The 23,602-nt window shown below is 71.1% G+C and carries 25 protein-coding genes and 3 tRNA genes; 13 read left to right on the forward strand and 15 right to left on the reverse strand.

Annotated elements, in window-relative coordinates:
- Positions 1-86: 86 nt before the first annotated feature.
- A complete protein-coding gene (locus tag OHB44_RS01915; protein WP_330439464.1) occupies positions 87-2,102 on the reverse strand; it encodes a hypothetical protein in 2,016 nt (671 codons plus the stop codon).
- 161 nt (positions 2,103-2,263) lie between these two features.
- On the opposite strand from OHB44_RS01915, the gene OHB44_RS01920 reads away from it, so the two are divergent.
- The 5 genes from OHB44_RS01920 (at position 2,264) to amcA (ending at position 7,021) form a co-directional block, all read left to right on the forward strand.
- Positions 2,264-2,617 (forward strand): sterol carrier family protein, encoded by a 354-nt coding sequence (locus OHB44_RS01920; protein WP_238685300.1) that lies wholly within the window; start codon positions 2,264-2,266, stop codon positions 2,615-2,617.
- Positions 2,618-2,785: 168 nt separating this feature from the next.
- Positions 2,786-4,324, forward strand: coding sequence for an amidophosphoribosyltransferase (gene purF / locus OHB44_RS01925; RefSeq protein ID WP_124853505.1), 1,539 nt, complete (start codon positions 2,786-2,788; stop codon positions 4,322-4,324).
- A 57-nt stretch (positions 4,325-4,381) separates the two neighbouring features.
- Positions 4,382-5,536, forward strand: coding sequence for a phosphoribosylformylglycinamidine cyclo-ligase (gene purM, locus OHB44_RS01930; RefSeq protein WP_091396042.1), 1,155 nt, complete (start codon positions 4,382-4,384; stop codon positions 5,534-5,536).
- 185 nt (positions 5,537-5,721) lie between these two features.
- Positions 5,722-6,825, forward strand: a complete 1,104-nt coding sequence (amcB, locus tag OHB44_RS01935; protein ID WP_308193696.1) for a cyclophane-forming radical SAM peptide maturase AmcB — start codon at positions 5,722-5,724, stop codon at positions 6,823-6,825.
- Positions 6,794-7,021: a multiple cyclophane-containing RiPP AmcA gene (gene amcA, locus OHB44_RS01940; RefSeq protein ID WP_238685302.1), complete on the forward strand. Its 228-nt coding sequence runs from the start codon at positions 6,794-6,796 to the stop codon at positions 7,019-7,021. The genes amcB and amcA overlap by 32 nt, the downstream gene beginning before the upstream one ends.
- Positions 7,022-7,157: 136 nt before the next feature.
- Here amcA and OHB44_RS01945 read toward each other — a convergent pair whose 3' ends face one another.
- The gene (locus tag OHB44_RS01945; RefSeq protein ID WP_030332207.1) at positions 7,158-7,373 is read right to left on the reverse strand and encodes a DUF3073 domain-containing protein; all 216 of its coding nucleotides are present in this window, start codon (positions 7,371-7,373) and stop codon (positions 7,158-7,160) included.
- Between the two features lie 301 nt (positions 7,374-7,674).
- Positions 7,675-8,757: a Glu/Leu/Phe/Val family dehydrogenase gene (locus OHB44_RS01950; RefSeq protein ID WP_266304026.1), complete on the reverse strand. Its 1,083-nt coding sequence runs from the start codon at positions 8,755-8,757 to the stop codon at positions 7,675-7,677.
- 193 nt (positions 8,758-8,950) lie between these two features.
- Between OHB44_RS01950 and OHB44_RS01955 the strand changes: the two genes are divergently transcribed.
- Positions 8,951-9,790 (forward strand): hypothetical protein, encoded by an 840-nt coding sequence (locus OHB44_RS01955; protein ID WP_238685423.1) that lies wholly within the window; start codon positions 8,951-8,953, stop codon positions 9,788-9,790.
- A 250-nt stretch (positions 9,791-10,040) separates the two neighbouring features.
- Positions 10,041-10,250, forward strand: coding sequence for a BldC family transcriptional regulator (locus tag OHB44_RS01960; RefSeq protein WP_007073996.1), 210 nt, complete (start codon positions 10,041-10,043; stop codon positions 10,248-10,250).
- Between the two features lie 113 nt (positions 10,251-10,363).
- On the opposite strand, the gene OHB44_RS01965 is transcribed toward OHB44_RS01960, so the two are convergent.
- Positions 10,364-10,753 (reverse strand): PPOX class F420-dependent oxidoreductase, encoded by a 390-nt coding sequence (locus OHB44_RS01965; RefSeq protein ID WP_238685304.1) that lies wholly within the window; start codon positions 10,751-10,753, stop codon positions 10,364-10,366.
- A 54-nt stretch (positions 10,754-10,807) separates the two neighbouring features.
- On the opposite strand from OHB44_RS01965, the gene OHB44_RS01970 reads away from it, so the two are divergent.
- Positions 10,808-11,587, forward strand: coding sequence for a class I SAM-dependent methyltransferase (locus tag OHB44_RS01970; RefSeq protein ID WP_330439467.1), 780 nt, complete (start codon positions 10,808-10,810; stop codon positions 11,585-11,587).
- Positions 11,588-11,640: 53 nt separating this feature from the next.
- On the opposite strand, the gene OHB44_RS01975 is transcribed toward OHB44_RS01970, so the two are convergent.
- A complete protein-coding gene (locus OHB44_RS01975; RefSeq protein ID WP_091396025.1) occupies positions 11,641-11,928 on the reverse strand; it encodes a hypothetical protein in 288 nt (95 codons plus the stop codon).
- 177 nt (positions 11,929-12,105) lie between these two features.
- Between OHB44_RS01975 and OHB44_RS01980 the strand changes: the two genes are divergently transcribed.
- Positions 12,106-12,963: a 3-hydroxyacyl-CoA dehydrogenase family protein gene (locus OHB44_RS01980; RefSeq protein WP_330439468.1), complete on the forward strand. Its 858-nt coding sequence runs from the start codon at positions 12,106-12,108 to the stop codon at positions 12,961-12,963.
- Positions 12,960-13,703, forward strand: a complete 744-nt coding sequence (locus OHB44_RS01985) for an enoyl-CoA hydratase/isomerase family protein (RefSeq protein ID WP_238685307.1) — start codon at positions 12,960-12,962, stop codon at positions 13,701-13,703. The genes OHB44_RS01980 and OHB44_RS01985 overlap by 4 nt, the downstream gene beginning before the upstream one ends.
- 68 nt (positions 13,704-13,771) lie before the next feature.
- Here the strand turns inward: OHB44_RS01985 and OHB44_RS01990 are convergent, their stop codons facing one another.
- Positions 13,772-15,115: an ABC transporter substrate-binding protein gene (locus tag OHB44_RS01990; protein WP_330439469.1), complete on the reverse strand. Its 1,344-nt coding sequence runs from the start codon at positions 15,113-15,115 to the stop codon at positions 13,772-13,774.
- Between the two features lie 155 nt (positions 15,116-15,270).
- Here OHB44_RS01990 and OHB44_RS01995 point away from each other — a divergent pair, with 155 nt between their 5' ends.
- Positions 15,271-15,660, forward strand: a complete 390-nt coding sequence (locus tag OHB44_RS01995; protein ID WP_091396011.1) for a hypothetical protein — start codon at positions 15,271-15,273, stop codon at positions 15,658-15,660.
- Between the two features lie 57 nt (positions 15,661-15,717).
- Here the strand turns inward: OHB44_RS01995 and OHB44_RS02000 are convergent, their stop codons facing one another.
- Positions 15,718-16,158, reverse strand: coding sequence for a hypothetical protein (locus OHB44_RS02000; protein WP_238685309.1), 441 nt, complete (start codon positions 16,156-16,158; stop codon positions 15,718-15,720).
- Positions 16,159-16,287: 129 nt separating this feature from the next.
- Here OHB44_RS02000 and OHB44_RS02005 point away from each other — a divergent pair, with 129 nt between their 5' ends.
- The gene (locus OHB44_RS02005) at positions 16,288-16,989 is read left to right on the forward strand and encodes a DUF2786 domain-containing protein (RefSeq protein WP_266304023.1); all 702 of its coding nucleotides are present in this window, start codon (positions 16,288-16,290) and stop codon (positions 16,987-16,989) included.
- Between the two features lie 12 nt (positions 16,990-17,001).
- Here OHB44_RS02005 and OHB44_RS02010 read toward each other — a convergent pair whose 3' ends face one another.
- On the reverse strand, positions 17,002-17,529 hold the full coding sequence (locus OHB44_RS02010; RefSeq protein WP_330439470.1) for an SRPBCC family protein: 528 nt from the start codon (positions 17,527-17,529) through the stop codon (positions 17,002-17,004).
- Positions 17,530-17,695: 166 nt separating this feature from the next.
- Between OHB44_RS02010 and OHB44_RS02015 the strand changes: the two genes are divergently transcribed.
- The gene (locus tag OHB44_RS02015) at positions 17,696-18,745 is read left to right on the forward strand and encodes a hypothetical protein (RefSeq protein WP_330439471.1); all 1,050 of its coding nucleotides are present in this window, start codon (positions 17,696-17,698) and stop codon (positions 18,743-18,745) included.
- Positions 18,746-19,161: 416 nt separating this feature from the next.
- Here the strand turns inward: OHB44_RS02015 and OHB44_RS02020 are convergent.
- From OHB44_RS02020 to crtI, 7 genes are all read right to left on the reverse strand, one after another.
- Positions 19,162-19,235, reverse strand: a tRNA-Phe gene (locus OHB44_RS02020).
- Positions 19,236-19,334: 99 nt separating this feature from the next.
- Positions 19,335-19,408: transfer RNA gene (locus OHB44_RS02025), tRNA-Asp, on the reverse strand.
- A gap of 57 nt (positions 19,409-19,465) precedes the next feature.
- Positions 19,466-19,538, reverse strand: a tRNA-Glu gene (locus tag OHB44_RS02030).
- A 154-nt stretch (positions 19,539-19,692) separates the two neighbouring features.
- Positions 19,693-20,475, reverse strand: coding sequence for a polysaccharide deacetylase family protein (locus OHB44_RS02035; protein WP_238685313.1), 783 nt, complete (start codon positions 20,473-20,475; stop codon positions 19,693-19,695).
- Positions 20,476-20,550: 75 nt separating this feature from the next.
- The gene (locus tag OHB44_RS02040; RefSeq protein ID WP_266305236.1) at positions 20,551-21,498 is read right to left on the reverse strand and encodes a MerR family transcriptional regulator; all 948 of its coding nucleotides are present in this window, start codon (positions 21,496-21,498) and stop codon (positions 20,551-20,553) included.
- A complete protein-coding gene (gene idi, locus OHB44_RS02045) occupies positions 21,488-22,108 on the reverse strand; it encodes an isopentenyl-diphosphate Delta-isomerase (protein WP_266304020.1) in 621 nt (206 codons plus the stop codon). Before idi ends, OHB44_RS02040 begins: the two co-directional genes overlap by 11 nt.
- Entirely contained in the window at positions 22,105-23,586 is a 1,482-nt protein-coding gene (gene crtI, locus OHB44_RS02050; protein ID WP_238685315.1) for a phytoene desaturase family protein, read from the reverse strand. Before crtI ends, idi begins: the two co-directional genes overlap by 4 nt.
- Positions 23,587-23,602 lie beyond the last annotated feature (16 nt).

The raw sequence follows: 23,602 nt of genomic DNA on the forward strand, positions 1-23,602 counted from the left end.
AAGATCGGCGCGGGGTCGGGTTTTTCTTGGGACAGCGAAACGGCCACCCGGATCTCCGAGTGGCCGTTTCCATGTGCTGTGGTGGGTCAGTCGTCCAGCCAGTCGAGGCGGCGACCGCCGCGCTCGGTCGGTGGCGGCGGCGGGGTGTCCGGTCGGTTCCGCCCAGCGGGCTGGCCGTAGCCGCCCTGGTCGTAGCCCCGGTCGTCGTAGCCGCCGCGCTGCTGCGGAGGCTCCTGGCCGTAGTTGCCGCCCTGGTCGTATCCGCCGGCCGGCTGGCCGTAGCCGCCCTGGTCGTAGCCCCGGTCGTCGTAGCCGCCGCGCTGCTGCGGAGGCTCCTGGCCGTAGTTGCCGCCCTGGTCGTATCCGCCGGCCGGTTGACCGTAGCCGCCCTGGTCGTACCCGCCAGCCTCCGGAGCGCCGTACCCTGCGGTCGGCTCGGCGGCGCGACCGCCGTACGGGGCGGCATCGGGCTGGCCGTACCCCTGCCCCTGCTCCGGCTGGTAGACGCCTGTGGCGTACGGGTCGGCCGGGGCCGGGTACTGGGTGCTGTCACCGGTGTACCGGCCGGTCGGCTCGTCGAACCGCTCGCCGTACGCCGCGCCGCCAGCGGGAGCCGGCGGGTAGGCGGCGGTGCCACCCGGGGCGTCGTAGTCACGACCGCCGTAGCCGCCACCGGAGGCTGGGGCGTTCCCGTAGCCGGCACCGGAGGCCGGAGCATTGCCGTAACCGGCACCGGGCGCGGCACCGTAACCGTCACCGGCCGCACCGGCGCCGTACCCGCCCTCCGGGCCGGCCGGAGTGCCGTAACCGCCACCGGAAGCGGGGGCGTTGCCGTAGCCGCCGGCACCGTACCCGGCGGACGCGGGCTCCTCGCCGTATCCGGCGCCGCCCCAGCCCTGCTGACCCGCGCCGCCGTACGCCTGGGCAGGCGCGCCGTACGGGTCCGGCGGAACGTCGTCGACCACCGGGCGGTGCATCATCGTCGGCGCCTCGCTCAGCGCCGCGCCGCCGACCATGGTCGGGTCCGCTCCGCCGCCGGGACGACCGCCGACCACCCGGGTCTGGTCGTCCGGACCGCGGAACCCGCCGCGCGAGGGCGGCACCACACCGCCGCCACCGGCAGCCGCCGGGGCGTCGTCGTCGTCGCCGTTCTCCCTGCGCTTCATCCAGAGCAGCACGATCGTGCCGACACCTGCGGCGACCAGGAGACCACCGAGCAAGATGATCAGGTACGAGCCAATGCCGCCGCTGTCCTCGTTGTTCGCGGCGTTCGCCGGAGCACCCTGGCTGGCCTCCTCGGTGGGCTCCTCCTCGGTGCCCTCCTCGGTCGCCTCTTCGGTGGCGGTGGCCTCGGGGGTGGGGGACGGGGTGGCGCTGGGCGTCACCTCGACCTTGATCGCGAGGCTGATCCGTTGCCCGGTGACGGCCTGTCCGGCGGCAGCGTTGATGGTCTTGGTGGCCACCACGTTGTCGAAGCTCGCGCCCAGGTCGATCCGACCGGGTGCGATCGGCTTGTCGGTGGTGCCGGTGAAGCGGAAGTCGCCGCTTCCGTTGCTTGTGGTGTCGAGCTGCCGGCCGGTGCTGTCGCGCAGCATGACCACCGCGTTCGCGACCGCCTTGCTGTTGGCCTGCGAGATCACCTTGCCGGAGATCGACCGCACGGTCTGGTTCTGCGGCGGCGGCGGAGCGGCCTTGCCCTTGACGGTCAGCGAGACGGTGGCGGTGTCCGGGCCGGACTCGGCCTCGACGGCCACCGTGACGGTCGCTGTCGCGTCGCCAGCGTTGTCGTTGGCAGCGATCCGGACCAGCTGCGACCTCGCCTGATTGCCCAGGCCGGGGAAGTCAACCTCGCCGCAACCGCTGGCGCATCGAACACCCGAGGGCAGGCCGGCCAGGCTGATCGTCGCCTTGTCGTCACCGTTACCCGGGGTGACACTTACGGTGATCGTGGCGTCGCTGCCGGCGTTTACTGTGATCGAGCCGGGGGAAACGCTGACATCTGCGGCCATTGCTGGTGTGGCGGGGACGGCGAGCAGAGCGCCGGCAACCAGCGCTACGACCACACCGGCCCGCTGCTTCCAGGCACGTCGGTGTGTTGACACGTCCACCGCCTTCCGGGCTGACTTCCCTCTGACCGGCGGGGCGCCGGGCCGGGGATCATCACGGTACGAATACGCCGTCGGCAACTATGCCTTGTCCGACTGCATGAGCGCGACCCAGGGCCAGCGTCGCGTGTCTGGCCTGAGGGTCGTATCGTCCCGTCGTGTCCTCTCCGCACAGTAAGTCCGCTGCCGTTGCAGCCGCGTTGTCGGCGCTCGACGAGGGGCGTACACCCGAACGGCCGGTGTTCCGGGAGGCGGTCCGGTCGTTGTTGGCCGTCCTCGCGGAGCGCGCCCCCGGCCGATCGGTGGAGGTGCGCGTTCCACCATACGGGGCGATCCAGTGCGTACCGGGGCCTCGACACACCAGGGGAAATCCACCAAACGTGGTCGAGATGGCCCCGAACACCTGGTTGGAGCTGGCCACCGGCAGGCTCGACTGGGCGTCGGCGGTCACCGACGGTCGCGTCCAGATGAGTGGCAACCGCGCGGACCTCTCGGCGTATCTGCCCCTCTAGTCGTCCCGATGTCCCACTGGCCGTGACGCTGAGCAGGGGAATCGTGACTTTCTGTATTGACGTCGATTCGCGTACACTGTCAGGCGATGACAGTGGTCCCGGCAGAGGAGAGTGGATCCGCCCGTGATCCCCGCCCGGCCGGTCCAGACCAGCATGAGGGAGCGGTAGGTGCCCCGAGGCGACGGCCGGCTGAGCCACGACCTTGACCCCCAACGACCTGGCCCCCAGGACGCCTGTGGCGTCTTCGGTGTCTGGGCCCCCGGCGAAGAGGTTGCCAATCTGACCTACTTCGGCCTCTACGCCCTGCAGCACCGTGGCCAGGAGGCGGCGGGCATCGCGGTGAGCGATGGCTCCGGCGTGGTGGTCTACAAGGACCTCGGCCTGGTGGCGCAGGTCTTCGACGAGCCCACCCTGGCCAGCCTGCGTGGTCACCTGGCGATCGGGCACGCCCGATACTCCACCACCGGCGCGTCCAACTGGGAGAACGCCCAGCCGACGATCCGGTCGACCACCTCAGGCACGACCATCGCGTTGGCCCACAACGGCAACCTGGTCAACACGGCCGAGCTGGAGAAGGAGGTCGCCGAGCGCGGCCTCATCGCCGACGGTTCGACGAACGACACCTCCCTGGTGACGATGCTGCTCGCCAGTCGACCGGATCTGTCGGTCGAGGCGGCCGCGCTGGAGGTGCTGCCGCAGCTGCGCGGCGCGTTCAGCTTCGTCTTCATGGACGAGGCGACCCTCTACGCGGCCCGCGATCCGCACGGTGTCCGCCCGCTGGTGCTCGGCCGCCTGGAGCGCGGCTGGGTAGTCGCCAGCGAGACGGCTGCCCTGGACATCGTCGGCGCCAGCGTGGTGCGCGAGGTCGAGCCGGGCGAGCTGATCGCGATCGACGAGAACGGGCTGCGCTCCACCCGGTTCGCCGCGCCGGAGCCGAAGGGCTGCCTCTTCGAGTACGTCTACATCGCCCGCCCGGACGCCACGATCGCCGGGCGCAACGTCCACTCGGCGCGGGTGCAGATCGGCCGGCAGCTGGCCAAGGAGCACCCGGTCGAGGCCGACCTGGTGATCCCGGTGCCCGAGTCGGGCACTCCGGCCGCCATCGGGTACGCGGAGGCGTCCGGCATCACGTACGGCGCCGGCCTGATGAAGAACCCGTACGTGGGTCGCACCTTCATCCAGCCGTCGCAGACCCTGCGTCAGCTCGGCATCCGGCTCAAGCTCAACCCGCTGCGGGAGAACGTCCGCGGCAAGCGGTTGGTGGTGGTGGACGACTCGATCGTGCGCGGCAACACCCAGCGCGCCATCGTGCGGATGCTGCGTGAGGCGGGGGCGCTGGAGGTGCACGTCCGAATCTCCTCCCCGCCGGTCAGCTGGCCGTGCTTCTACGGCATCGACTTCGCCACCCGGGCGGAGCTGCTGGCCAACGGGTTGGACAACGACGGCATCCGGCGCTCCATCGGCGCCGACACGCTGGGCTTCGTATCCCTTCCCGGCCTGATCGCCGCGACCGAGCAGCCGAAGACCAGGTTGTGTCGGGCGTGTTTCGATGGGGAGTACCCGATCGAGTTGCCAGCCGGCAACCTGATCGGCAAGCACGTGCTCGAAGGGGTGGGTCGACGCGTCGCCAACTCGGCGCCGGAGGCCCCGCACACCAACGGCTCGTCCGTCGCCACTCCGGGTGGCGTTACCGCAAACCGCCCGTAGCACCAACCGGCGCGGCCCGGCTACCGCCGGCGGCACCGAGAACCAAAGGGGAGAACCGTGACGCACGTGTCCGAGCGCAGCGGCGCAGGAAGCAGCCCGACCGGCGCCGGCGGCGACCGCCAGCCGTGGACGGGCGGTGCTGGCCGCCAGGCGCGCAAACGCTCGGTCTCGTACGCCGACGCCGGTGTCTCCATCGACGCGGGTGACCGCGCCGTGGAGCTGCTCAAGTCGAAGGTGCGGCAGACCCGCCGTCCCGAGGTGCTCGGTGACCTCGGTGGCTTCGCCGGCCTGTTCCGGCTGGACACGAAGAAGTACAAGAGCCCGATCCTGGCGTCCTCCACCGACGGGGTGGGCACCAAGCTGGTGATCGCCCAGCAGATGGACATTCACGACACGGTCGGCATCGACCTCGTCGCCATGGTCGTCGACGACCTGGTGGCCTGCGGCGCCGAGCCGCTGTTCCTGCTCGACTACATCGCCACCGGCGAGGTCGTGCCGGACAAGGTCGCCGAGATCGGCGCGGGCATTGCCGACGGCTGCCGCTACGCCGGCTGCGCCCTGCTGGGCGGCGAGACCGCCGAGCACCCCGGTGTCCTGCGTCCGGACGAGTACGACATCTCCGCGACCGGCGTGGGCGTGGTCGAGGAAGCCGACATCCTGAGCCCTGACCGGGTCGAGGTGGGCGACGTGGTGATCGCCATGCGTTCCTCCGGCCTGCACTCCAACGGATACTCGCTGGTCCGCCACGTTCTGTTGGGCGCGGCCCGGATGCGTCTGGACATCGTGATCGACGACTTCGGTCGGCAGCGGACCCTCGGCGAGGAGCTGCTCACGCCGACCAAGATCTACGCCAAGGACTGCCTCAAGCTGATCGCCGAGGCCGAGGTGCGGGCGCTGTCCCACATCACCGGCGGCGGCATCCCCGGCAACCTGGTCCGGGTGCTGCCCGAGCACGTCGACGCGGTGGTCAACCGGTCCACCTGGAAGCCGCAGCCGATCTTCGACCTGATCCAGACGAAGGGTCGGATCGACGACCACGACATGGAGTCGACCTTCAACATGGGCGTCGGCATGTTCGCGATCGTCTCGGCCGAGGACGCCGACCGGGCGCTGGCCACCCTGACCGGCCGTGGCGTCGAGGCGTGGCAGGCCGGCGAGATCATCGAGGGCACCGGCAACGTGCAGATGGTCGGTCAGCACACCCGAGGATGATCACCCTCCGGTGATCGTACGGGCACCTGATCAGGGCTTCACCCGAGTGGCCAATGCCGCCTAGCCTGAAGGGCACCCTTCAGAGACGGTCGGGAACTCCGCCTCGCTCGCTCCGAGGCTTCCCGACCGCCCCTCAGGCTAGGCGAAGGAGGGCGATGGCTGCTCGGGGACAGTCGTTCAGCGGGATGCGCGGTCTGGCCGCCGTCCCGTCGTACGTCGTCATGCAGCCCACCACCCTCTGCAACCTCGACTGCGCGTACTGCTATCTGCCGTTTCGCGCCGCCGACCGCCGGATGCCGGTGGCGGTGGCCGAGGCGGTCGCGGCCGCCGTCAATCCCTGGGCGGCGAACGGTCGGTTCTCCGTCGTGTGGCATGGCGGCGAGCCCCTGGCCGCTGGTCGAGAGCACCTGGCCGCTCTGATCGCCCCGTTCGGGCCAGAGGTCGAGCACCATGTGCAGACAAACGCCACCCTCATCGACGACGACTGGTGCGATTTCTTCGCCCGGCACGAGATGCGGGTGAGTGTCAGCGTCGACGGGCCCCGGGCGCGCAACGGCGACCGGGTCAACCGGGGCGGTCAGCCGGCGTACGACCGGATCCTGCACGGCATCTCGGTGCTGCGGCGGCGCGGTCTGCCCTTCTCCGCGCTGGCCGTGGTGTCCCGGCCCGAGCCGGGGCTCGCCACCGAGCTGTACGACTACTTCCTCGAGCTGGGCTGCGACGTGCTGGGCATCAACATCGAGGAGACCGAGGGAGTCAACACCCGCGACAACCGCCACGACCCGTCGAAGGTCTCCGCGTTCTGGGCGGAGTTGGTCGGGGCGTGGCGCCGGGAGCCCCGGATCCACCTCCGGGAGATCGAGTGGTCGTTGCGCTACGCCGCGGCGGTGCTCGACAACTCGGCGGACGGTGTGCTGCCCCGCCACCTGGACCCGATCCCGACCATCGGTCACGACGGCTCGGTGATCGTGCTCTCCCCGGAGTTGGCCGGTTTCACCGACCCCCACTACGGCGACTTCAGCAGCGGCAATGTGCTGACGACGCCGTTGGCGCAGATCCTCGGCAACGCGGCGACGACGCCGTGGGTGAGGGAGTTCCTGGCCGGGGTGGAGGCGTGTCGGGCGTCCTGCCCGTACTTCGGCTTCTGCGGTGGCGGCCATGCCGCCAACCGTTACTTCGAACTGGGGCGTTTTGACGGTACGGAGACCGAGCACTGCCGCAACAGCAAGATCCGCCTATTGGAGGGAGTGTTGGAGCATGCCCGAGACCACCAGTCACCGGCGGCCTGAGCGCGAAGCGGACGACGGAGTCACCGAACGGGTGCGGGACGCGGGTCCCGCGCTCGTCGTGCTGCTCCAGGAGGCCGAGGACGCGCGGCGGCTGCGTTCGGAGGTGTCGGGCGCGGAGGATTCCAGCGCGGTCTGCGCCTGGAACCACTTTGAGAACATCCCGACGTTCTACAACTGGAACAATCGCCCGCGCTGAGGGAGCCGTTGTCAGGGGCCTGTCGAGCGACCGGAGTGGATCCGGTCGGGCCAGGCCCCTGATCGTCGGCTACTGCACCTGCACGGGACGTGCGTGAGCACGCGGGGGTTACCGCGTGCTCAGCTGCGCCGATAGGTCAGCGGGTCGGACGGACCCAGGGATCCGGATCGTCGTCCGCGTGATCCTCATCATCGTCGTCGACGAACTCTTTAGAGTCGTCGTCGAAGTGGTGCTCAGACTTACCAGCACCCGCCAGTTCGCGCTGCAAAGCGGTGAGGTCGGTGTTCGGGGAGTGGTACTTCAACTCCCGCGCCACCTTAGTCTGCTTGGCCTTAGCACGGCCGCGCCCCATGGCTCGACCCCCTCGCACAGAATGCGGGGCAGCCCGAAGGCGGGCCCCGATGACGTCAGGCATCTCTCGTGGCTCTTACGGTACATGGGGATGCCATCGTTCGGCACCTCGGGTTACCGTCAGCCGGCTCTGCGCGTCGCGTCGATCCGGCCGTCACCCAGTGTACCGGGTAAGGAGCGGAACGGTTAGCACCCGTGACACCGGACAAACCGCATCAAATTTGACCCCGGCTCAGCTTACCCAGCGACGCCCGGCACCGGGGCCCGGAGGCGGATCTCGTCGATCCGCCTCCGGGGAAAGCTCAGCGCAGGTGGATCGCGCGCAGCCGGCCGACGTCCGCCATCCGCCGCTCCGCCAGACGGTCGGCGGCCACCGCCGGCGGCACGCCCTCAGCGTCAGCCAGGTGCAGGATCTCGCGGGTGGTGTCGTAGATCCGCGTCGCCCGCAGCTTCGCCCGGTCGAAGTTGAAGCCCTCGATCTCGTCGGCCACCTGGATCACGCCGCCGGCATTGACCACGTAGTCCGGCGTGTAGAGGATGCCCCGGTCGGCCAGCAGCTTCTCGATGCCCGGGTGGGCGAGCTGGTTGTTCGCCGCCCCGGTGACCACCTTGGCGCGCAGCGCCGGCACGGTGTCGTCGTTCAGGGCGCCGCCCAGCGCGCACGGCGCGTACACGTCGATGTCCGCGGCGACCAGCGCGCTGGCGTCGTCGACGAGGGTGACCTGCGGGTGGTTGCTGCGCACCCACGCCAGCGCCTTCGGGTTGACGTCGGTGGCGACCACCTCGGCGCCATCGTCCAGCAGGTGCCCGGTGAGGTACTTGCCGACCTTGCCCAGCCCGGCCACGCCAACCCGCCGGCCCCGCAGGCTCGGGGTGCCCCACACGTGCTCGGCTGCGGCCCGCATCCCCTGGAAGACACCCCAGGCGGTGAGGATCGACGAGTCGCCGGCGCCACCGTGCTCGACGCTGCGCCCGGTCACGTAGCGGGTCTCCCGGGCCACGACGTCCATGTCCGCCACGTACGTGCCGACGTCACAGGCGGTGTAGTAGCGGCCGCCCAGCGACTCCACGAAGCGGCCGTACGCACGCAGCAGCGCCTCGCTCTTGATCTGCTCCGGGTCGCCCCAGATGACGGCCTTGCCGCCGCCCAGGTCCAGCCCGGCGAGCGCGTTCTTGTACGCCATCCCGCGGGACAGGTCCAGCACGTCGGCGAGGGCGTCGTCCTCGCTCGCGTACGGGTAGAAGCGGGTGCCGCCGAGCGCCGGGCCCAGCGCTGTGGAGTAGATCCCGATGATCGCCTTCAGGCCGCTCTGCTTGTCCTGGCAGAACACGACCTGTTCGTGACCTGTCGATACCGGGTCGTCGGTGCTCGCGAAAACGCCCATTGTTGGCTCCTACTGTGGTGTGCGTCCTTGTGGGACGCGGACCTGGTGGACCCCGGCGGGGATGCTGCCGGTGTGATCGAGCCTAGTATCGGCCGCCGGGCGGGCGCTCGACGCGCCGCCGCCGTCCCACGGTGCGGCGCGCGTGCTCCGGCCGCTGACCGCGTACGGGCGTGGTTCGTGGGAGGATCGCGCGGTGCCGTCGCTCTTCGCTTCTTACCTGCGCGTGTACGAACCGCTGGCCGCCTTCGATCGAGACCGGCAGAGCTACTGGCGCCGCTACGTCTCGGAGGGGCGCGCGATCGCCCCGGTCGAGGGGCCCGGTCGGCAGCGGACGGCGGTGATCGAGGCGCTGGGTGCTGGCTGGACCCGGCTGCCGGACCTGCCGGAGGAGGCGTACGTCCTGGAGACGGACGAAGGCCTACTGGTCTGCCCCTGGAACCTGCGCATCCGGGTCGCTGAGGCGGCGCTCAGCGCCCGGGACGGGGTGCCCTCGGTGCTCGCCGACGCCTTCGTGCCGCCGGTGCTCGCCGGGCAGGCCAGGGCGGTGGTGGACGACTGGCGCAGTGGCGCCCGGGTGCTGGAGCACGGGGTGCCCCGGGTGCACGAGCAGATCGCCACCTGGGGCGTACCGCTGCGGTGGTTCGTGCTCTTCGACCCAGAGGAGCGGGACCTGGTCAGCCAGCCGGGCCGGCGGGCGTTGCGCTACCGCACCGAGATCTCCAAGGCGCGACGCCGCTCGTCGCGGGCGCTGTCGGTGCTGCGCAAGTCGGTGGGCGAGGCGCCGATCACCGAGGCGGTGGAGGAGGCGGCCCGCTGGCTGGAGGAGTTCCATCCGCGGTCCGTGGTCGAGCTGGACTACGGCGGCCTGGTCGACCTGCTCTCCGACGAGACGCTCGCCGCTGACGACTCGCCCGAACTGGTTGCCAGCGGCCTCGCGGGGCTGTCGCGCGGCGAGGCCGAGGAGGCGTCGGCGGCGTACGACAAGTTGGTGGCTCGGTGGCGTGCGGTGCAGCTTTTGGAGCGGTGCAACTAGGGCATATCACCCTAGGAGCGCTCCCAAGGTGAGTTGTGCTCGTAGTTGACGCATCACGAACCGTGATCATGAGTCCGAATAAGGTAGTTTCTGCCGTGTAAAAGTCGTAAAAATCGGGCATGGTTCATCCGTCCGTCTAGGGACCTTCATCCGTTCGGCCCATGTCGGACATCGGGGACTAGCCGGACCATGGGAGACGCGTCGGCCGGCGGGACCCCGGCCGATGTCTATACATGTGGAGGAGTGACCGATGGCATCGCGAACGCACGAACCAGAGCCGCTACTCACGCCGGCCGAGGTGGCGTCGATGTTCCGGGTCGACCCGAAGACGGTGACCCGGTGGGCCAAGGCTGGCAAGCTCAGTGCCATCCGCACCCTGGGTGGCCACCGTCGGTACCGTGAGTCGGAGGTCAGGGCGCTCTTGCAGGGCCAGATCCCGCAGCAGCGGCAGGGCGACTGAGCAGGCAACAGTTCTACGTCAGGGGCGGTGGATCTCGATCCGCCGCCCCTTTCGTGTGCCCAGCCGAGCACGACCCCGGGCCGCGGGTCAGCGACGCGGGTCAGCGACGCGGGTCAGCGCTGTGGCTCGGCCAACGTCACCCGGATGCCGACGGTGCCGCCCTCGCCGCGGCGCAACCGGCTGCCCAGCAGGCTCAGCCGACCGATCAGGCGGTACTTGTGCTTGAGCAGGTCGCGGACCCGACCGGTGTCACCGCCCCCGTAGATCGTGGCGTGAGCTGACACCTCCGCCCCGTGTGGCCGACCCCGCACGTCGCACGGCGCCACTGTCACCTCGCCGTTGCGGCGGATCCGCTTCACCTTGCCCGAGTCGGCCCGGGTCCAGACCGCCAGCGCCTCCCCGTCGCGTACCGCCCAGACCGGGGTCGGCACCGCCCGACCGTCAGTGCGGAAGGTCGTGAGCAGGATGTACTTCTCGGCCGACAGCCGGTCCAGCATGGTCACGCCGCCAGGATACGGCCGGCGCGGGCCACTGAGTGGCCGGATAGCGTGAACGCCGTGACGGTCGAACCTCGAATCGGTGACGTGATCGGCGAACTGCTGCGAGACACGCTCGCCGTGGCCACCGGGGTGGGCCCCCGGCCCCTGGTCGGTGGTCGACTGCCGCGACCGGTCATCGAGATCATCGAACGGGACGACGGTCTGATCAACGGCGCCCCGTCCGCGCACTACCTGGACGGGCCGGCGGAGTGGCAGCCGTACGACCACCGCGCGGTGGACCGGGCGCACGGCGAGACGCTGGACATCGGTACCGGCGCCGGCCGGATCGCGCTGCTGCTCCAGGAGCGCGGCGTACCCGTCACCGGGCTGGACACCTCGGCGGGGGCGCTGGAGGTGAGCCGGCGTCGCGGGGTCCGGCGGCTGGTGCACGGCACCGTCGACACGCACGTCGCCGACGGGTCGCGGTACGACACGTTCCTGCTGCTCGGCAACAACCTTGGGCTGTTCGAGGGGCGGGAGCGTGCTCCCGAGTTCCTGGCCGCGCTCGCCGCGCTGGCCCGGCCTGGGGCGCAGATCATCGCGCAGGGCACCAACCCGTACGGCACCCGTGACCCGCTGCACACCGGCTACCACGAGCGCAACCGTCGACGCGGCCGGCTCGGTGGCCAGCTGCGGCTGCGGCTGCGCTACCGCGAGTTGAGCACCGAGTGGTTCGACTACCTGGTCTGCTCGGCGGACGAGTTCGCCAGCCTGGTGCACGGCACCGGTTGGCAGCTCACCGATGTGGACGACCGCGACGCCCCCTACTACCTGGCCACCCTGCGCCTCGTCGACTGAGCAGAACGGCCCCCGCTCTCCGCCGGACGGAGAGCGGGGGCCGTCCGTACGTCTCAGACCTGGACGGTCGGGGGGAGCTGCTCGGGCGGAAGGCCGCCGTCGCCGTCGACCACCTCGTCCGGTTGGCCGTCCTCGTCGATGTCGACCATGGTGATGTCCACCTTGCCGTCACCGTCGGTGTCGAACTGGAACAGGTCCGCCTTGCCGTCGCCGTCGGTGTCCACCACCCACACGTCGGTCTTGCCGTCGTTGTTGGTGTCGGCGCGCAGCAGTTCGACCCGCTCGTCGCCTCGGGTCTCCACGATCTCCCCGTCGGTGACGCTCTCCGGTGCCTGGCTCATGTCGATGCGGTCCTTCCCTCGGTTGACGGGCCGTCATTACCCGATCCGGCGCTCCCCCACGCATGGGCCGGGTCGTCGCGCTGTCTAGGGTCGCACCATGAGCGAGCGGAGCGGGCGGGACACCCGGGCCGGCGCAGCGGGGACCCCGCGCGTCGGCGGGCGGGACAGGGAGGCGTGATGAGCGATCGTTTCGTGGTCGTCGGTGCCGGCACGATGGGGCTTGGCATCGCGTACGTGGCGGCCGGCGCAGGGCACGCCGTCGAGTTGGTCGAGGTGGACCCCGAGCGGGGTGCGGCAGCGCTGAACCGGCTCGCCGAGCTGTGGGAGCGGGCGGTGCAGCGCGGGAAGCTGAGCGCCGACGAGGCCGCCACGAACCGGCAGCGGGTGACGCTGCGCCCGACCCTCGCCGCCGTCGCTCCCGCCCCCCAGGTGATCGTGGAGGCGGTGCCGGAGCGTCTCGCCCTGAAGCGTGCGGTGCTCCGGGACGCCGCCGCGCTGCGCCCGGCGCTGCTGGGCAGCAACACCTCCAGCATCGCCATCGGGGCGCTGGCCGCCGAGTTGGACGCGCCCGAGCGCTTCGTCGGCCTGCACTTCTTCAACCCGGTCTGGGCGATGGCGCTGCTGGAGATCGTGGTCGGCCCGGCCACCGCCGACGAGACCACCGCCGCGGCCGTCGCGCTCGCCGGCCGGCTCGGCAAGGACCCCGTCGTCGTACGCGACATGCCCGGCTTCGCCACCTCCCGGCTCGGGGTCACCCTCGGGCTGGAGGCGATCCGGATGGTCGCCGACGAGGTGGCCAGCCCGGCGGACATCGACAAGGCCATGGTGCTCGGCTACCGGCACCCGATCGGGCCGTTGGAGCTCACCGACCTGGTCGGCCTCGACGTGCGGCTGGACATCGCCCGCACCCTTCAGGCCGCGTACGGGGACCGCTTCGCGCCGCCGCCGCTGCTGGTGGAGATGGTGGCCGCGGGGCGGCTGGGTAAGAAGTCCGGGCAGGGCTTCTACCGCTGGGAAGGCGGTGTCAAGCAGTGAGCGGGTTGCGGATCGAGGAGCGGCCGGACCGGCTGGTGGTCACCCTGGACCGGCCGGAGAAGCGCAACGCCATCGACGCCGACCTGATCGCCGAGCTGCACCAGGTCTGCGCCGAGTTGGAGGCGCGCCCGCGCCTGCTGCTGCTCACCGGCGGCGCGTCGGGCATCTTCGCCGGTGGCGCCGACATCGGCCAGCTCCGCGAACGGGGTCGCACGGACGCCCTCGCCGCGATCAACTCGGCCGCCTTCGCCCGCATCCGGGCGCTGCCGATGCCGACCGTGGCGGCCGTCGACGGCCCGGCGTTGGGCGGTGGCGCGGAGCTGGCGTACGCCTGCGATCTGCGGGTCTGCACGGAGCGGGCGGTCTTCGGGCAACCGGAGGTGCGGTTGGGCATCCTGGCTGGCGCCGGCGCGACCCACCGGCTGCCCGCGTTGATCGGTGAGGGCCGGGCCAAGGAGCTGCTCTTCACCGGCCGGCGGGTGGACGCCGCGGAGGCCCTGCGGATCGGCCTGGTGAACCGGGTGGTGGACGAGCCCGGCGAACTGCTGACGGTGGCGCACGCGTTGCTGGACGAGATCGCCCTGGGCTCACCGTTGGCGGTGCGGCTGACCAAGCTGGCGGTGGACGCGCCGGCCGCCGCGCACCCGCATCTCGACCTGGTCAGCCAGGCGGTGCTCTTCGAGGACGACGAGAAGCACCGCCGGATGACCGAGTTCCTGGAGCGCCGCCGGCCGCGCTGATCCCGCGTACCCAAAAACGGCCGCACCGGCGGGAAGCCGGTGCGGCCGTAGTGGTTCTCGGGTCTCGCCTACTGCCGGATCTGCACCCCGGCGTCGGCCAGGCCGCGGATCACCTGGGCGGACTCACCGAAACCGATGATCAGTACGGCGTCCGCGCCGAATTCCTTGATCTCCTTCGCGCCGCCGCTGAAGTCGACCGGAGCGGCCTTCGCGTCGGCCGGCGGCTCGTACGTCAACAGCTTGAGCCGGTCGTTGGCGATACCGGCCTTCTCCAGCTCCTCGCGGACGGTGCCCTGGAGGCCCTCACCGTAGGAGTCCTTGCGGGCGACGATGACGATCTTCTGTGATCCGTCGCGGAGGATCACGTCGGCCAGCGCCCGGCCCTGGAGGCTGTCCGGCGGGGCGGTACGGAAGTAGAGGCCCTGGTCGTCGACGTCGGTCAGGCTGGCGTCGGTGTTGGACGGGGAGAAGAGGATCTTCCCGGCCTGCACCACGTCCGGCAGCACCGCCCGGGAGATACCCGAACCGCCGGCACCGATGATCACGCTGACGCCGTCCGTCACGTGCTTGGCCACCGTCGCCTTGGCCACTGCCGGGTTGGTGCCGTCGTCGCCGTCGAGCCACGTCACCGGCTTGCCCAGTGCGCCGCCAGCGGCGTTGATCTCCTTGATCGCCAGCGCGGCGCCGGCGGCCATCGGCGGGTAGGCGATCGAGAGGTCACCGGTCTTCGGCAGCAGTCCGCCCAGGATCAGCGGCTCCTGGTCGGCGGCGGCACCCGGGCGCTGCTTCTTCGGCTTCGGCGGCGTCTTGGTGCTTGCCGCCGACTCGATGCCCGCGCCGACGAACTCGGTCTTGCCGTCGTTGATCTGCTGCCCGTCGAAGGTCAGCGTGGCGTAGCTCGCGGTGGCCGGCTCACCCTTGTCGGTGAAGCCCGCCCGGGTCAGCGACACGCCGCGGTACTCGATGTCCTGCCCGTTGCGGGCCAGCGTGAGACAACTGGCCGGGTCTTCGCAGCGCTGCCCGTCGTTGGTCACGGCGACGATCTGCTTGGTGATGGCGGCCGGGTCGGTGCTCCCGGCCAACTGGGAGGCGAGCACGGCGATCACCACCGCGTCGTACGTCTCGGCGGAGTACACGTAGTCCGTCAGCGCCGGATTGACGGCCCGTAGCCGGCCCTTGAAGTCGTCTGGCAGCGGAACGAGGGGCGTGGTGCCCTTCATCCCGTCGACGAGACTCGCTCGTTCCTTCAACTCCGCAGGGTAGGAGTTGAGCATGTTGCCGTCCGTGCCGTAGAGGCGCACCTGTTGGGCGCTGGCCTCTTCGGGCTTGTCATCCCCGCAAGCGCTTGTGGCGAGCAGGATCGTCGCGCAGGCAGCCAGTGTGGCTACCCGCGAGCGGCGTGATACGAACATGGTCGTCCTTCCTCCGGCGAAGGTCCGCTGCGCACATTAGCGTGCCGAGGCCGGCGGCGGGACCGTGGAGGTGGCGTAATGCGCAGGTAGCTCGCGTTGAACACGGACAGTGACGGTTGCGGGGACGCTTGACCACCCGTCCTACTGTGCGCTGCGTGACCGACCTACCACAGCAGACGTTCGATGACGCGGCCGCCGTGCTCCGTTCGGCGCTGACCGGCGATGGAGACGCGGTGGTGGGAGCGTTCGACGCGGTCGTCGACCGGGCCGGCCTGGACGGCGCGTACGGCGTCGCCTGGTGTCTGGCCGCGACCATGCTCGGTGACGCGCCGGCGGCCAGCGGTGCGGCGCTCGACTTTCCGGGGATCGATCAGGCCGGGTACGACACCCGCTGGGTGGCCCGCTTCGTCAGCGCGTACGCGAATCGGGACGAGCCGACCGGGGAGGCGCTGTTCGGGGCCGCGGCAGCCGACGGGCTGCTCCCCGACTGCCTGCTCACGCTCGCCGGCTCGACGATCGCCACCCTGCGCAGCCGCGCCGGGTGAACCGCCGCCGGGTCGCGGCGTCCGTCGGGGGGCGGACGCCGCGACCGTGCGGATCGGTCAGAACGCGTGGTACGCGATCAGCGGTTCGTACTCGTACCGCAGGTTCTCGAAGCGGACCCGGAAGTTGACGCCGTCCCGGACGTTTGTCGCCACCGTGATCCAACCCGAGTTGGCCGGCAGGTAGGTCCAGTAGTTGCAGGCACTCGTCTTGTCGACGAAGATCACGCACGCGTCTGTGGCGTACACGCTCGCGTTGCGCACGTTGATGTCACGACAGCGCGTCGTGGTGCGGTACTGGCCGGCCGAGCCGCCGTAGCGGCCGGTCTCGAAGTACGAGCGGACCGCTCCGCCGTAACAGGTGGCGAGCGGGGCGAACGCGTTCGGCCCGGAGCTGACCGGCGTGGTCGGCGTGGTGGGCTCCGCCTGCGCGGGCGTGCCGACGGAGAGCAGTGCGGTGGCCGTGGCGACGGCGAGCAGACGAGCGGTCGGGGATGGCATCCGTTCGTTCCTCCAAACAGTTGGTTGACCGTCCGTATCGGACTGATCATCTGGCCGTGACGATGATACGTATCGATCGATCACCGTGCGGCCCCGATGTTGTCCGGCCGGTGTGGTAGCTCTGTAGGCATGTCCGAGGCGATGCTCAGCAAGGTGCGCAAGCTGCTGGCCCAGGCCGAGGACCCGGCCTGCACGCCGGCCGAGGCCGCCGCGTTCACCGCCAAGGCGACCGAGCTGATCGCCCGCTACGGCGTCGACCGGGCGCTGCTCGCTGCCCGGGACCCGACCACCGACCCGGTCGGCGATCGAGTGCTCGACGTCGTCGCCCCGTACGCCCGCGACAAGGTCGGCCTGCTCGCCGCGGTGGCTGAGCCGCTGCGCTGCCGCTGCGTACGCCGTCGGCAGGGCAACGGCTTCGCCCTGCACCTCTTCGGCTTCGCCAGTGACCTGGAACGGGTCGACCTGCTCTTCACCTCACTGCTCGTACAGGCGGCGCACGGCCTGGCCGCGACCGAGGTGCCCGCTGACGACCACCCCGCAGCCTTCCGCCGCTCCTGGCTGGCCGGCTTCGCGGAGGTGGTCGGAGGTCGACTCTGGGCGGCCGAGTCGGCCGCGGCCAGCGAGTCGGGCGCACCGTCGATGGCACTGGTGCTGGCCGACCGGTCCGACCGGGTGCAGCGCCGGCTCACCGAGGAGTACCCACGGCTGCGTACCGCACCGCCACGTCGCCTGGGCGGCACCGGCTTCGGTTCGGGGGCGGAGGCAGGCCAACGCGCGAACCTTGGTGGTCGTGACCTTGGCGCCGCCGCCGGTCGACGGCTCGGCCGGTGACCCGGTGGGTCGTCAGGCCGTCGTGCTGGGGCGGTGGCGCGACAACGTGGCGACGTAGCGGGTGAGCAGCTCGTGCCAGCCGGCCGTGAGCGCCTTGCGGTAACCCTCGGCAGCCTCGCCGTGCCGGTCGAAGTGCCGGTGCTCCAGCTCGACCCGGGTGTGTTCCGGCCCCTCGGCATGGAACAGCACCTCGACCTCGCTCGCGCGGGCCGGGTCCGGCACCGGCGCCCGGTCGGGGCCGATCTGCCAGACGAAGACCAGTCGGCGAGGCGGATCCCAGGTGAGCACCCGGCCCCAGTCGGCGCGGAAACCGTACGGGCCGATCTCGTAGAGCATGCCGCCGGCCCGGGGCTCCATGCCCAGCTCGGCCAGCGCGTCCGGGCCGGACCAGGTGTATTCGGTGACCCACCAGTCGGTCAGCTCGTCGGTGAAGACCGCGAACGCGTGCTCGGCGGAGCCCGGGACGAGAAGGCTGCACCGGAGAGAGAACTGGCCGACGTCCTGCCGGATGTCGGCCGGATCAGTCAATTCCTGTCCCATAGGCCCGGACCATACCGGCTGATGCCTCGGTGTGCAGCTTCGCGCGGTGCCCGGTTCCAGACAGAGGGTCGTCGAGTCGTCACGGACGGGATGGCCCGCCGGAAAGCGGGTAACCGCGCCCAACGGCTCGGACGACCGAGCCGGTGTGCAGGTGGGGCGGGAGAGCATGAGCGAGAGCGGTCAGCAGCGGGAGCCGGACCGGAACGTCGACAGCGGGGACCCGGACGTCCTGCTCGACATTCCGAAGGTCTCCGTCGACTCCATCCGACTGGCGGTCGACGGCCTGGAGGCCGACCTGTCGCTGCGGGCCCGAGTGGCCAACCTGCTCCAGGTCGACGCCGGCGTACGGGTGCACCTCAACGGCGGCGAGTTGAACATCGATGGGGTGAACGCCGAGGCACAACTGCGGGTGCGGTTGGAGCAGCTGACCAGAATCCTGGGCCGCGCACTCGACACGCTCGACCACAACCCGCACATCATCGAGGCGCTCGCCCGTACGGCCGGCACCGCCGTCGACGACGTGAACCGCAGCGCCCAGCAGTTGGCCGCGGGCGCAGCGGAGATCAAGGCATCACGTCGACGCTCGGACGACGGACGCGACGAGCCGGGCCGGCAGGTCGGCGCGGCCAGCCCCGTGGCCGACCGCGACCGACTGGGTTTCGACAGGCCGGGCTCAGGTCGACCGAGTTCTGGCCGGCCGGGCTCTGATCGGGCGGATGCCGGTCGATCCGGGGCGGGTCCGGTCGGGTCGGCACCGGACGCCGGAGGACCCGGGCCGCGAGCTGGCGGCCCGGGGTCAGCCGACCAGTCGCATCCGCAGGGCCCGCAGCCGGAGGGCCCGCAGCCGCACGGCCCGCATCCGCAGGGCCCGCATCCGCAGGGCCCGCAGCCGGAGGGCCCGCAGCCGGAGGGGCGGCGTCCTGAGGGCCAGCAGCCACAGGGCCGGCAGCAGCGGCGCCCCGAGGGATCGGTGGGTTCGGCGGGTTCGGCGGCCGGGCAGACCCGCAACCAGCCAGGCCGGTCGACTGCATCCGGTCCGAGCCCGTCCGGGGATGGGGACGGTGGTCTGCCGGGTGCCGCGCAGGCCGCAGCCCAGGGCGCGGCGCAGCTGGCCGAGCAGGCGGGGGAGACGCTGCGACAGGCCGGACGGAGCGTGTGGGAGGCGATCCAGGGCAGCGTGACGCAGCACCGCCCGCAGGGTCGCCGCGACCACTGACGCCGCGCCGTTCCTCGTTGTGCGGGGGCGGTCTCACCTGGGTGGCCGTGCACAGGGCGCCAAGATCTGAGCATCTTCAGGGAAACTGCTGCCTCAGCCGGTCGGGAGGCAGCAGTTTCGGTGATAGTGCATGGACGCCGCTCGCGGTTGTCGTCCGAGCGTCGCCGGCAGCGGTGCCAGGGCATCCTTCTCGCATGATCACGCTCGATCCTTGATGTAGTGGCCTCGCACGCGGGTGGAGGGCCCTGTTTCCTGGATCGAGCACGATCTTGGAGGTCGTCGCTTCGGCGCCATGCCGCTGATGTCGCGGGGTCGCGGCGCTCTGCTCGCGCGTGCCGGCAGTGGCGCCGGAAAAAGCAAGATCCCCACCTGCGTTTCCGCTGGCGGGGACCTCTGTAGCCCGGCGAAAGGCTATGTGGCCAGGGGCGGGGTCGAACCGCCGACCTTCCGATTTTCAGTCGGACGCTCGTACCAACTGAGCTACCTGGCCGTGTCGCTCGGCTCATGTTACCCGGCAACCGGACGAACCGGCGGCAAGGCGACCTGCTCCGATACGCAGAACGCCGCGCGGGGCGCGGCGTCAGCGCTGCGGTCCTGACGGGACTTGAACCCGCGACCTCCGCCTTGACAGGGCGGCGAGCACTCCAACTGCTCCACAGGACCTAGCTTGTGTTGCTCCGGCTTACGCCGGTCTTGCCTTGCTCCGGCTTACGCCGGTCGTGCCCCCAACGGGATTCGAACCCGTGCTACCGCCTTGAAAGGGCGGCGTCCTGGGCCGCTAGACGATGAGGGCGGCCCCGCCATCATTGCACATTCGCAACTTCAAGCGGACTTGCTCCCATCCGGCCCCGCCGGAGGCTTGGAAAGCATACGTGATGCTCCGTCGGTCGACAAAATCGGTGTCGGCAAGGGCTTGGGACGGGCCATAACTGCAGGACAGACCGGTTCTAGCGGAGTCGGGTGATGCCGAAGCGCTGCTTCAGGTCGGCGATCAACTTCGGGCATGCGGCCAGTGTCGCGGCCCGATTACCGCCCCCGTCGTGCAGAAGAACGATCGCACCGGCCCGGGTGGCGGTGTGGACACGCTTGCCGATCGTGGCCGCTGTCGGCTTGTCCCAGTCCTGCGGGTCGACCGACCAGTGCAGCGGACGCATGCCGAGGTCCTTGGCCACCCCGATCACCTCCGACGTCCACCGGCCGCCGGGCTGCCGGTAGAACGACACCTTCGCGCCGGGAACGGCCTTCCGGATGGCCTTGTTGGTGCGGTCCAGGTCGGCCCGGATCTCGCCGGCAGGTCGACGGGCGAGATCGAGGTCGTGACGCCAGCTGTGGTTGCAGAGCTGGTGTCCCTCCCGGACGATCCGCCGGACCAACTCCGGGTGACGCTGCACCTCGCGACCGACGACGCAGAAGGTCGCCGTCACCTTGGCGGCCTTCAGTTGGTCGAGCACCTTGGGTGTCCAGGCCGGGCTGGGCCCGTCGTCGAACGTCAGGGCCACCGGGCGTACGCCGGTGTTGCGCCCCAGACCGGAGGGCAGCTTGGCCGGCAGCGGCCGCAGTGGCGGCTTGGCCGGCTTGGTGACGCTGGGGTGCGGTTTCGGGGTGGGCGGCGTGGTCGATTCCACAGGCTGTGGAACTGCGGCGGGTGTGATGGAGCGGGTCGGCTGGGCGCAGCCGGACAGGAGCAGCGCCACGGCGAGGACGGACGCCAGGACTGCGCGGGCTTGCATCTGCTCGCTCCCGGAGGGTCGGGGTAGGCGGACCCGCCCGACGGTAGTTCACGCCGCGATCCGGCGACAGTGCGATCAATCACGCCTCGACTGGTCCAGGGAGTCGCGGACGGCGGCGGAGAGCGAGACCGCCTCGGCCAGGTCGACCGGCCGCACCACCCCGGCGGGCAGCGTGTCGGCTCGCCAGCCGGGCCCGGCGGCGAGCACCAGCAACGGGCGTCGGGGCGCGGCGAGCAGCGCGCTGAGTTGGGTCGGGTCGGCGGTGGCCCGGGTGTGCGACCAGAGCACCACGGCGGCCGGTCCGGTCCGGTTGACCGCCTCGACGAGAGCGGCCACCGGCACCCGGGCGCCGAGCATCCGGTAGCTGACACCGGCCTCCGCGAGAGCCGCCGCCAACGCCTCCAGCGGCAGGGTGTGCTGTTCCTCGTCGGCGCAGGAGAGCAGGATCCGGGCCGGCCCGGTGGGGACGTTGGCCCGACTGGCCGCCGCGAGCGCCTCCGAGACGCAGCGGGACACCAGGTGTTCCACCTCGATCAGGCCGGTGGTGGCGGCGTGCCGTTCGCCGATGCCGGCGAGCACCGGGCGCAGCAGGCCCTCCCAGGTGGCGACGACCCCGCTGGCGGCCAGTGCGTGCGCGATCGTCTCGCTGATCGCCGCCGCGTCCAGTCGCATGGCGGCCCGGGCCAACCCACGGGCCGCCGGACCGGCGCGGCCGACCGGGATGGAGCCGCCGTCACGGCCGGTCGGGTGGATCCGGGCGGGGGCGACGGTGCCGGCGCCGTTGGGCGTCGGGTCCGGTGCCTGGCGGGCCCACCGAGCCGCCTCGGCGGGGCTCACCCCCTCGGCGGTGAGCCGTCGCATGATCTCGAGACGGGCCAGATCGGTGGGTGTGTACCGGCGGTGGTGACCGGGGATGTGTTCACTGGGCCCGAGCCCGTAGCGCTGGTGCCAGGTGCGGAGGGTCGTCACCGCGACCCCCAACCGACGTGCGACAGCGCCCGCGCTCAGCGCCTCATCGACCACCCGACCGCTCCGCCGTGTCATTCGCCGACGATCCGGGCGGCGTCAGGGCCGGGCCGGTTGCGCCGGACCGGGACTCCGCGGGGCGTAGCAAGCGGTTCACCACCCCGCCCAGCCAGGGCGCGTACGACCGGGGGTCGACTTTCAACTCGGCCTCCAGCGCGGCGGGGTCGGCCCACCGCAGCTCCGCCACCTCGTCCGGGTCGGGCAGTAGCGGAGCGCCGGGCAGGAACTCGCCTCGCAGTACGTGGTCGTACTCGAACTCGACCCGACCGGTTGCCGGGTCCTCGGCGTAGTAGACGTAGACGCCGACCTCGGTCAGCTCGACCGGGCCCGCGCCCAACTCCTCGCTCAGCCGTCTGTTGGCCGCCTCGGCGAGCGACTCCCCCGGCTGGGGGTGGCCGCAGCAGGAGTTGGCCCAGCGCAGCGGGAACCGGGTCTTCACCGCGGCTCGCCGCTGGAGCAGCACCTGGCCGTCCGGGTCCACCAGCAACACCGAGAAGGCCCGGTGCAGCTGCCCCGGTGGTTGGTGCGCCGCCGCGACTGTCGTCTCGCCGTGGGCCTTGCCGGACTCGTCGACGAGTTCGACGAGGTGCTTCTCGCGACTGATCATCGGCCTTCCCCGGTGATCCGGCCGGCGGCGAGCTTGCCGGAGATGAGCACCATCGGTACGCCGACACCGGGCTGGGTCCCGGAGCCGACGAAGACCACGTTCGGCAGGTCGCGGTGCAGGTTTGACGGGCGGAACGGGCCGGTCTGGAAGAGGGTGTGCGCGGCGGCGAACGGAGTGCCGGCGGCCATCCCCTGCTCCTCCCACTCGGCGGGGGTGATCGCCCGGAGTACCTCTACCCCGGCGCCGAAGCCGACGTAGCCGCGCTCCTCCAGGGTGCCGATCAGCTGGTCGGTGTAGCGCTGGGTCAGGTCGCCGCGCCACTCGAACGGCGCCCGGTGCAGGTTGGGCACCGGGGCGAGCACGTAGTAGGTGTGTCGGTCCGGTGGTGCCACCGCGGGGTCGGTCCGGCTGGGGTTGGTCACCAGCAGCGACGGATCGGTCATCAGCTCACCCCGTCGGATGACCTCATCGAAGGTGCCCTTCCACGCGCGTCCGAAATGGATGTTGTGATGGGCGATCTTCGCATAGGCCTGTCGGGAGCCGACGTGCAGAACGACGCAGGACGGCGAGTAGGTGAGTCGGCGCCGCGGCGCGGCGGGGAGCAGGTCCCGGTAGGCGACCGGCAGGTCGGGGTTGAGCACCACCACGTCCGCCGGCACCAGGTCGCCGTCGGCGGTGAGCACGCCGGTGGCGCGGCCGTTCACGGTCTCCACCCTGGTCACGGTGGTGTCGTACCGGATCTGCACGCCGTGCTTCTCGGCCGCGCCGGCCATCGCCCTGGAGACCGCGTGGATGCCGCCGCGTGGGAAGTAGACCCCGGCCACCGAGTCGAGGTACGCGATGACCGCGTAGATGGCCAGCGCGTCATGCGGCGCGAGGCCGGCGTACATCGCTTGGAAGGAGAAGATCCGCTGGGTACGCGGGTCCCGGAAGAACTGGTTGATCTTCGTTTGGAGGCGCCGGAAGGCCCCGCCGCTGAGCAGCTTGAGCAGGTTGCCGGTGATCAGGTCGGTCGGCGCGTCCAGGTTGCGCTCGATGAAGTCGGTGCGCTCCAGCCGCCACAGCTCCCGCGCGTACTCGACGAACCGTAGGTAGCCGTCGGCCTCCCGGGGCCCGCAGACCCGCGAAATCTCGGCCGCCATCCGGGTGGTGTCGGTGAGCACGTCGAGGGTCGAGCCGTCCGGGTAGTACGCCCGGTAGGCGGGGTCGAGCGGGGTCAGATCCAGCCAGTCGTGCAGCTCCTCGCCGACCGCGCCGAGTGCCTCGGCGATCAGGTCGGGCATGGTGAGCACTGTCGGGCCGGTGTCGAACTCGTAGCCGTCCACGCCGAGGCGCCCGGCTCGCCCGCCGGGCACCGGCTCGCGCTCCAGCACCGTCACCTGTCGACCGCTGCCGGCCAGGTGCAGCGCGCAGGCGAGCCCGCCCAGCCCGGCCCCGACGACCACCACCCGGTCCGTCCGTCCTGTCACCGTCCGCACGTGACCACCTCCTCGC

The organism is Micromonospora sp. NBC_00821 (assembly GCF_036347035.1).
Taxonomy (GTDB): Bacteria; Actinomycetota; Actinomycetes; order Mycobacteriales; family Micromonosporaceae; genus Micromonospora; species Micromonospora hortensis.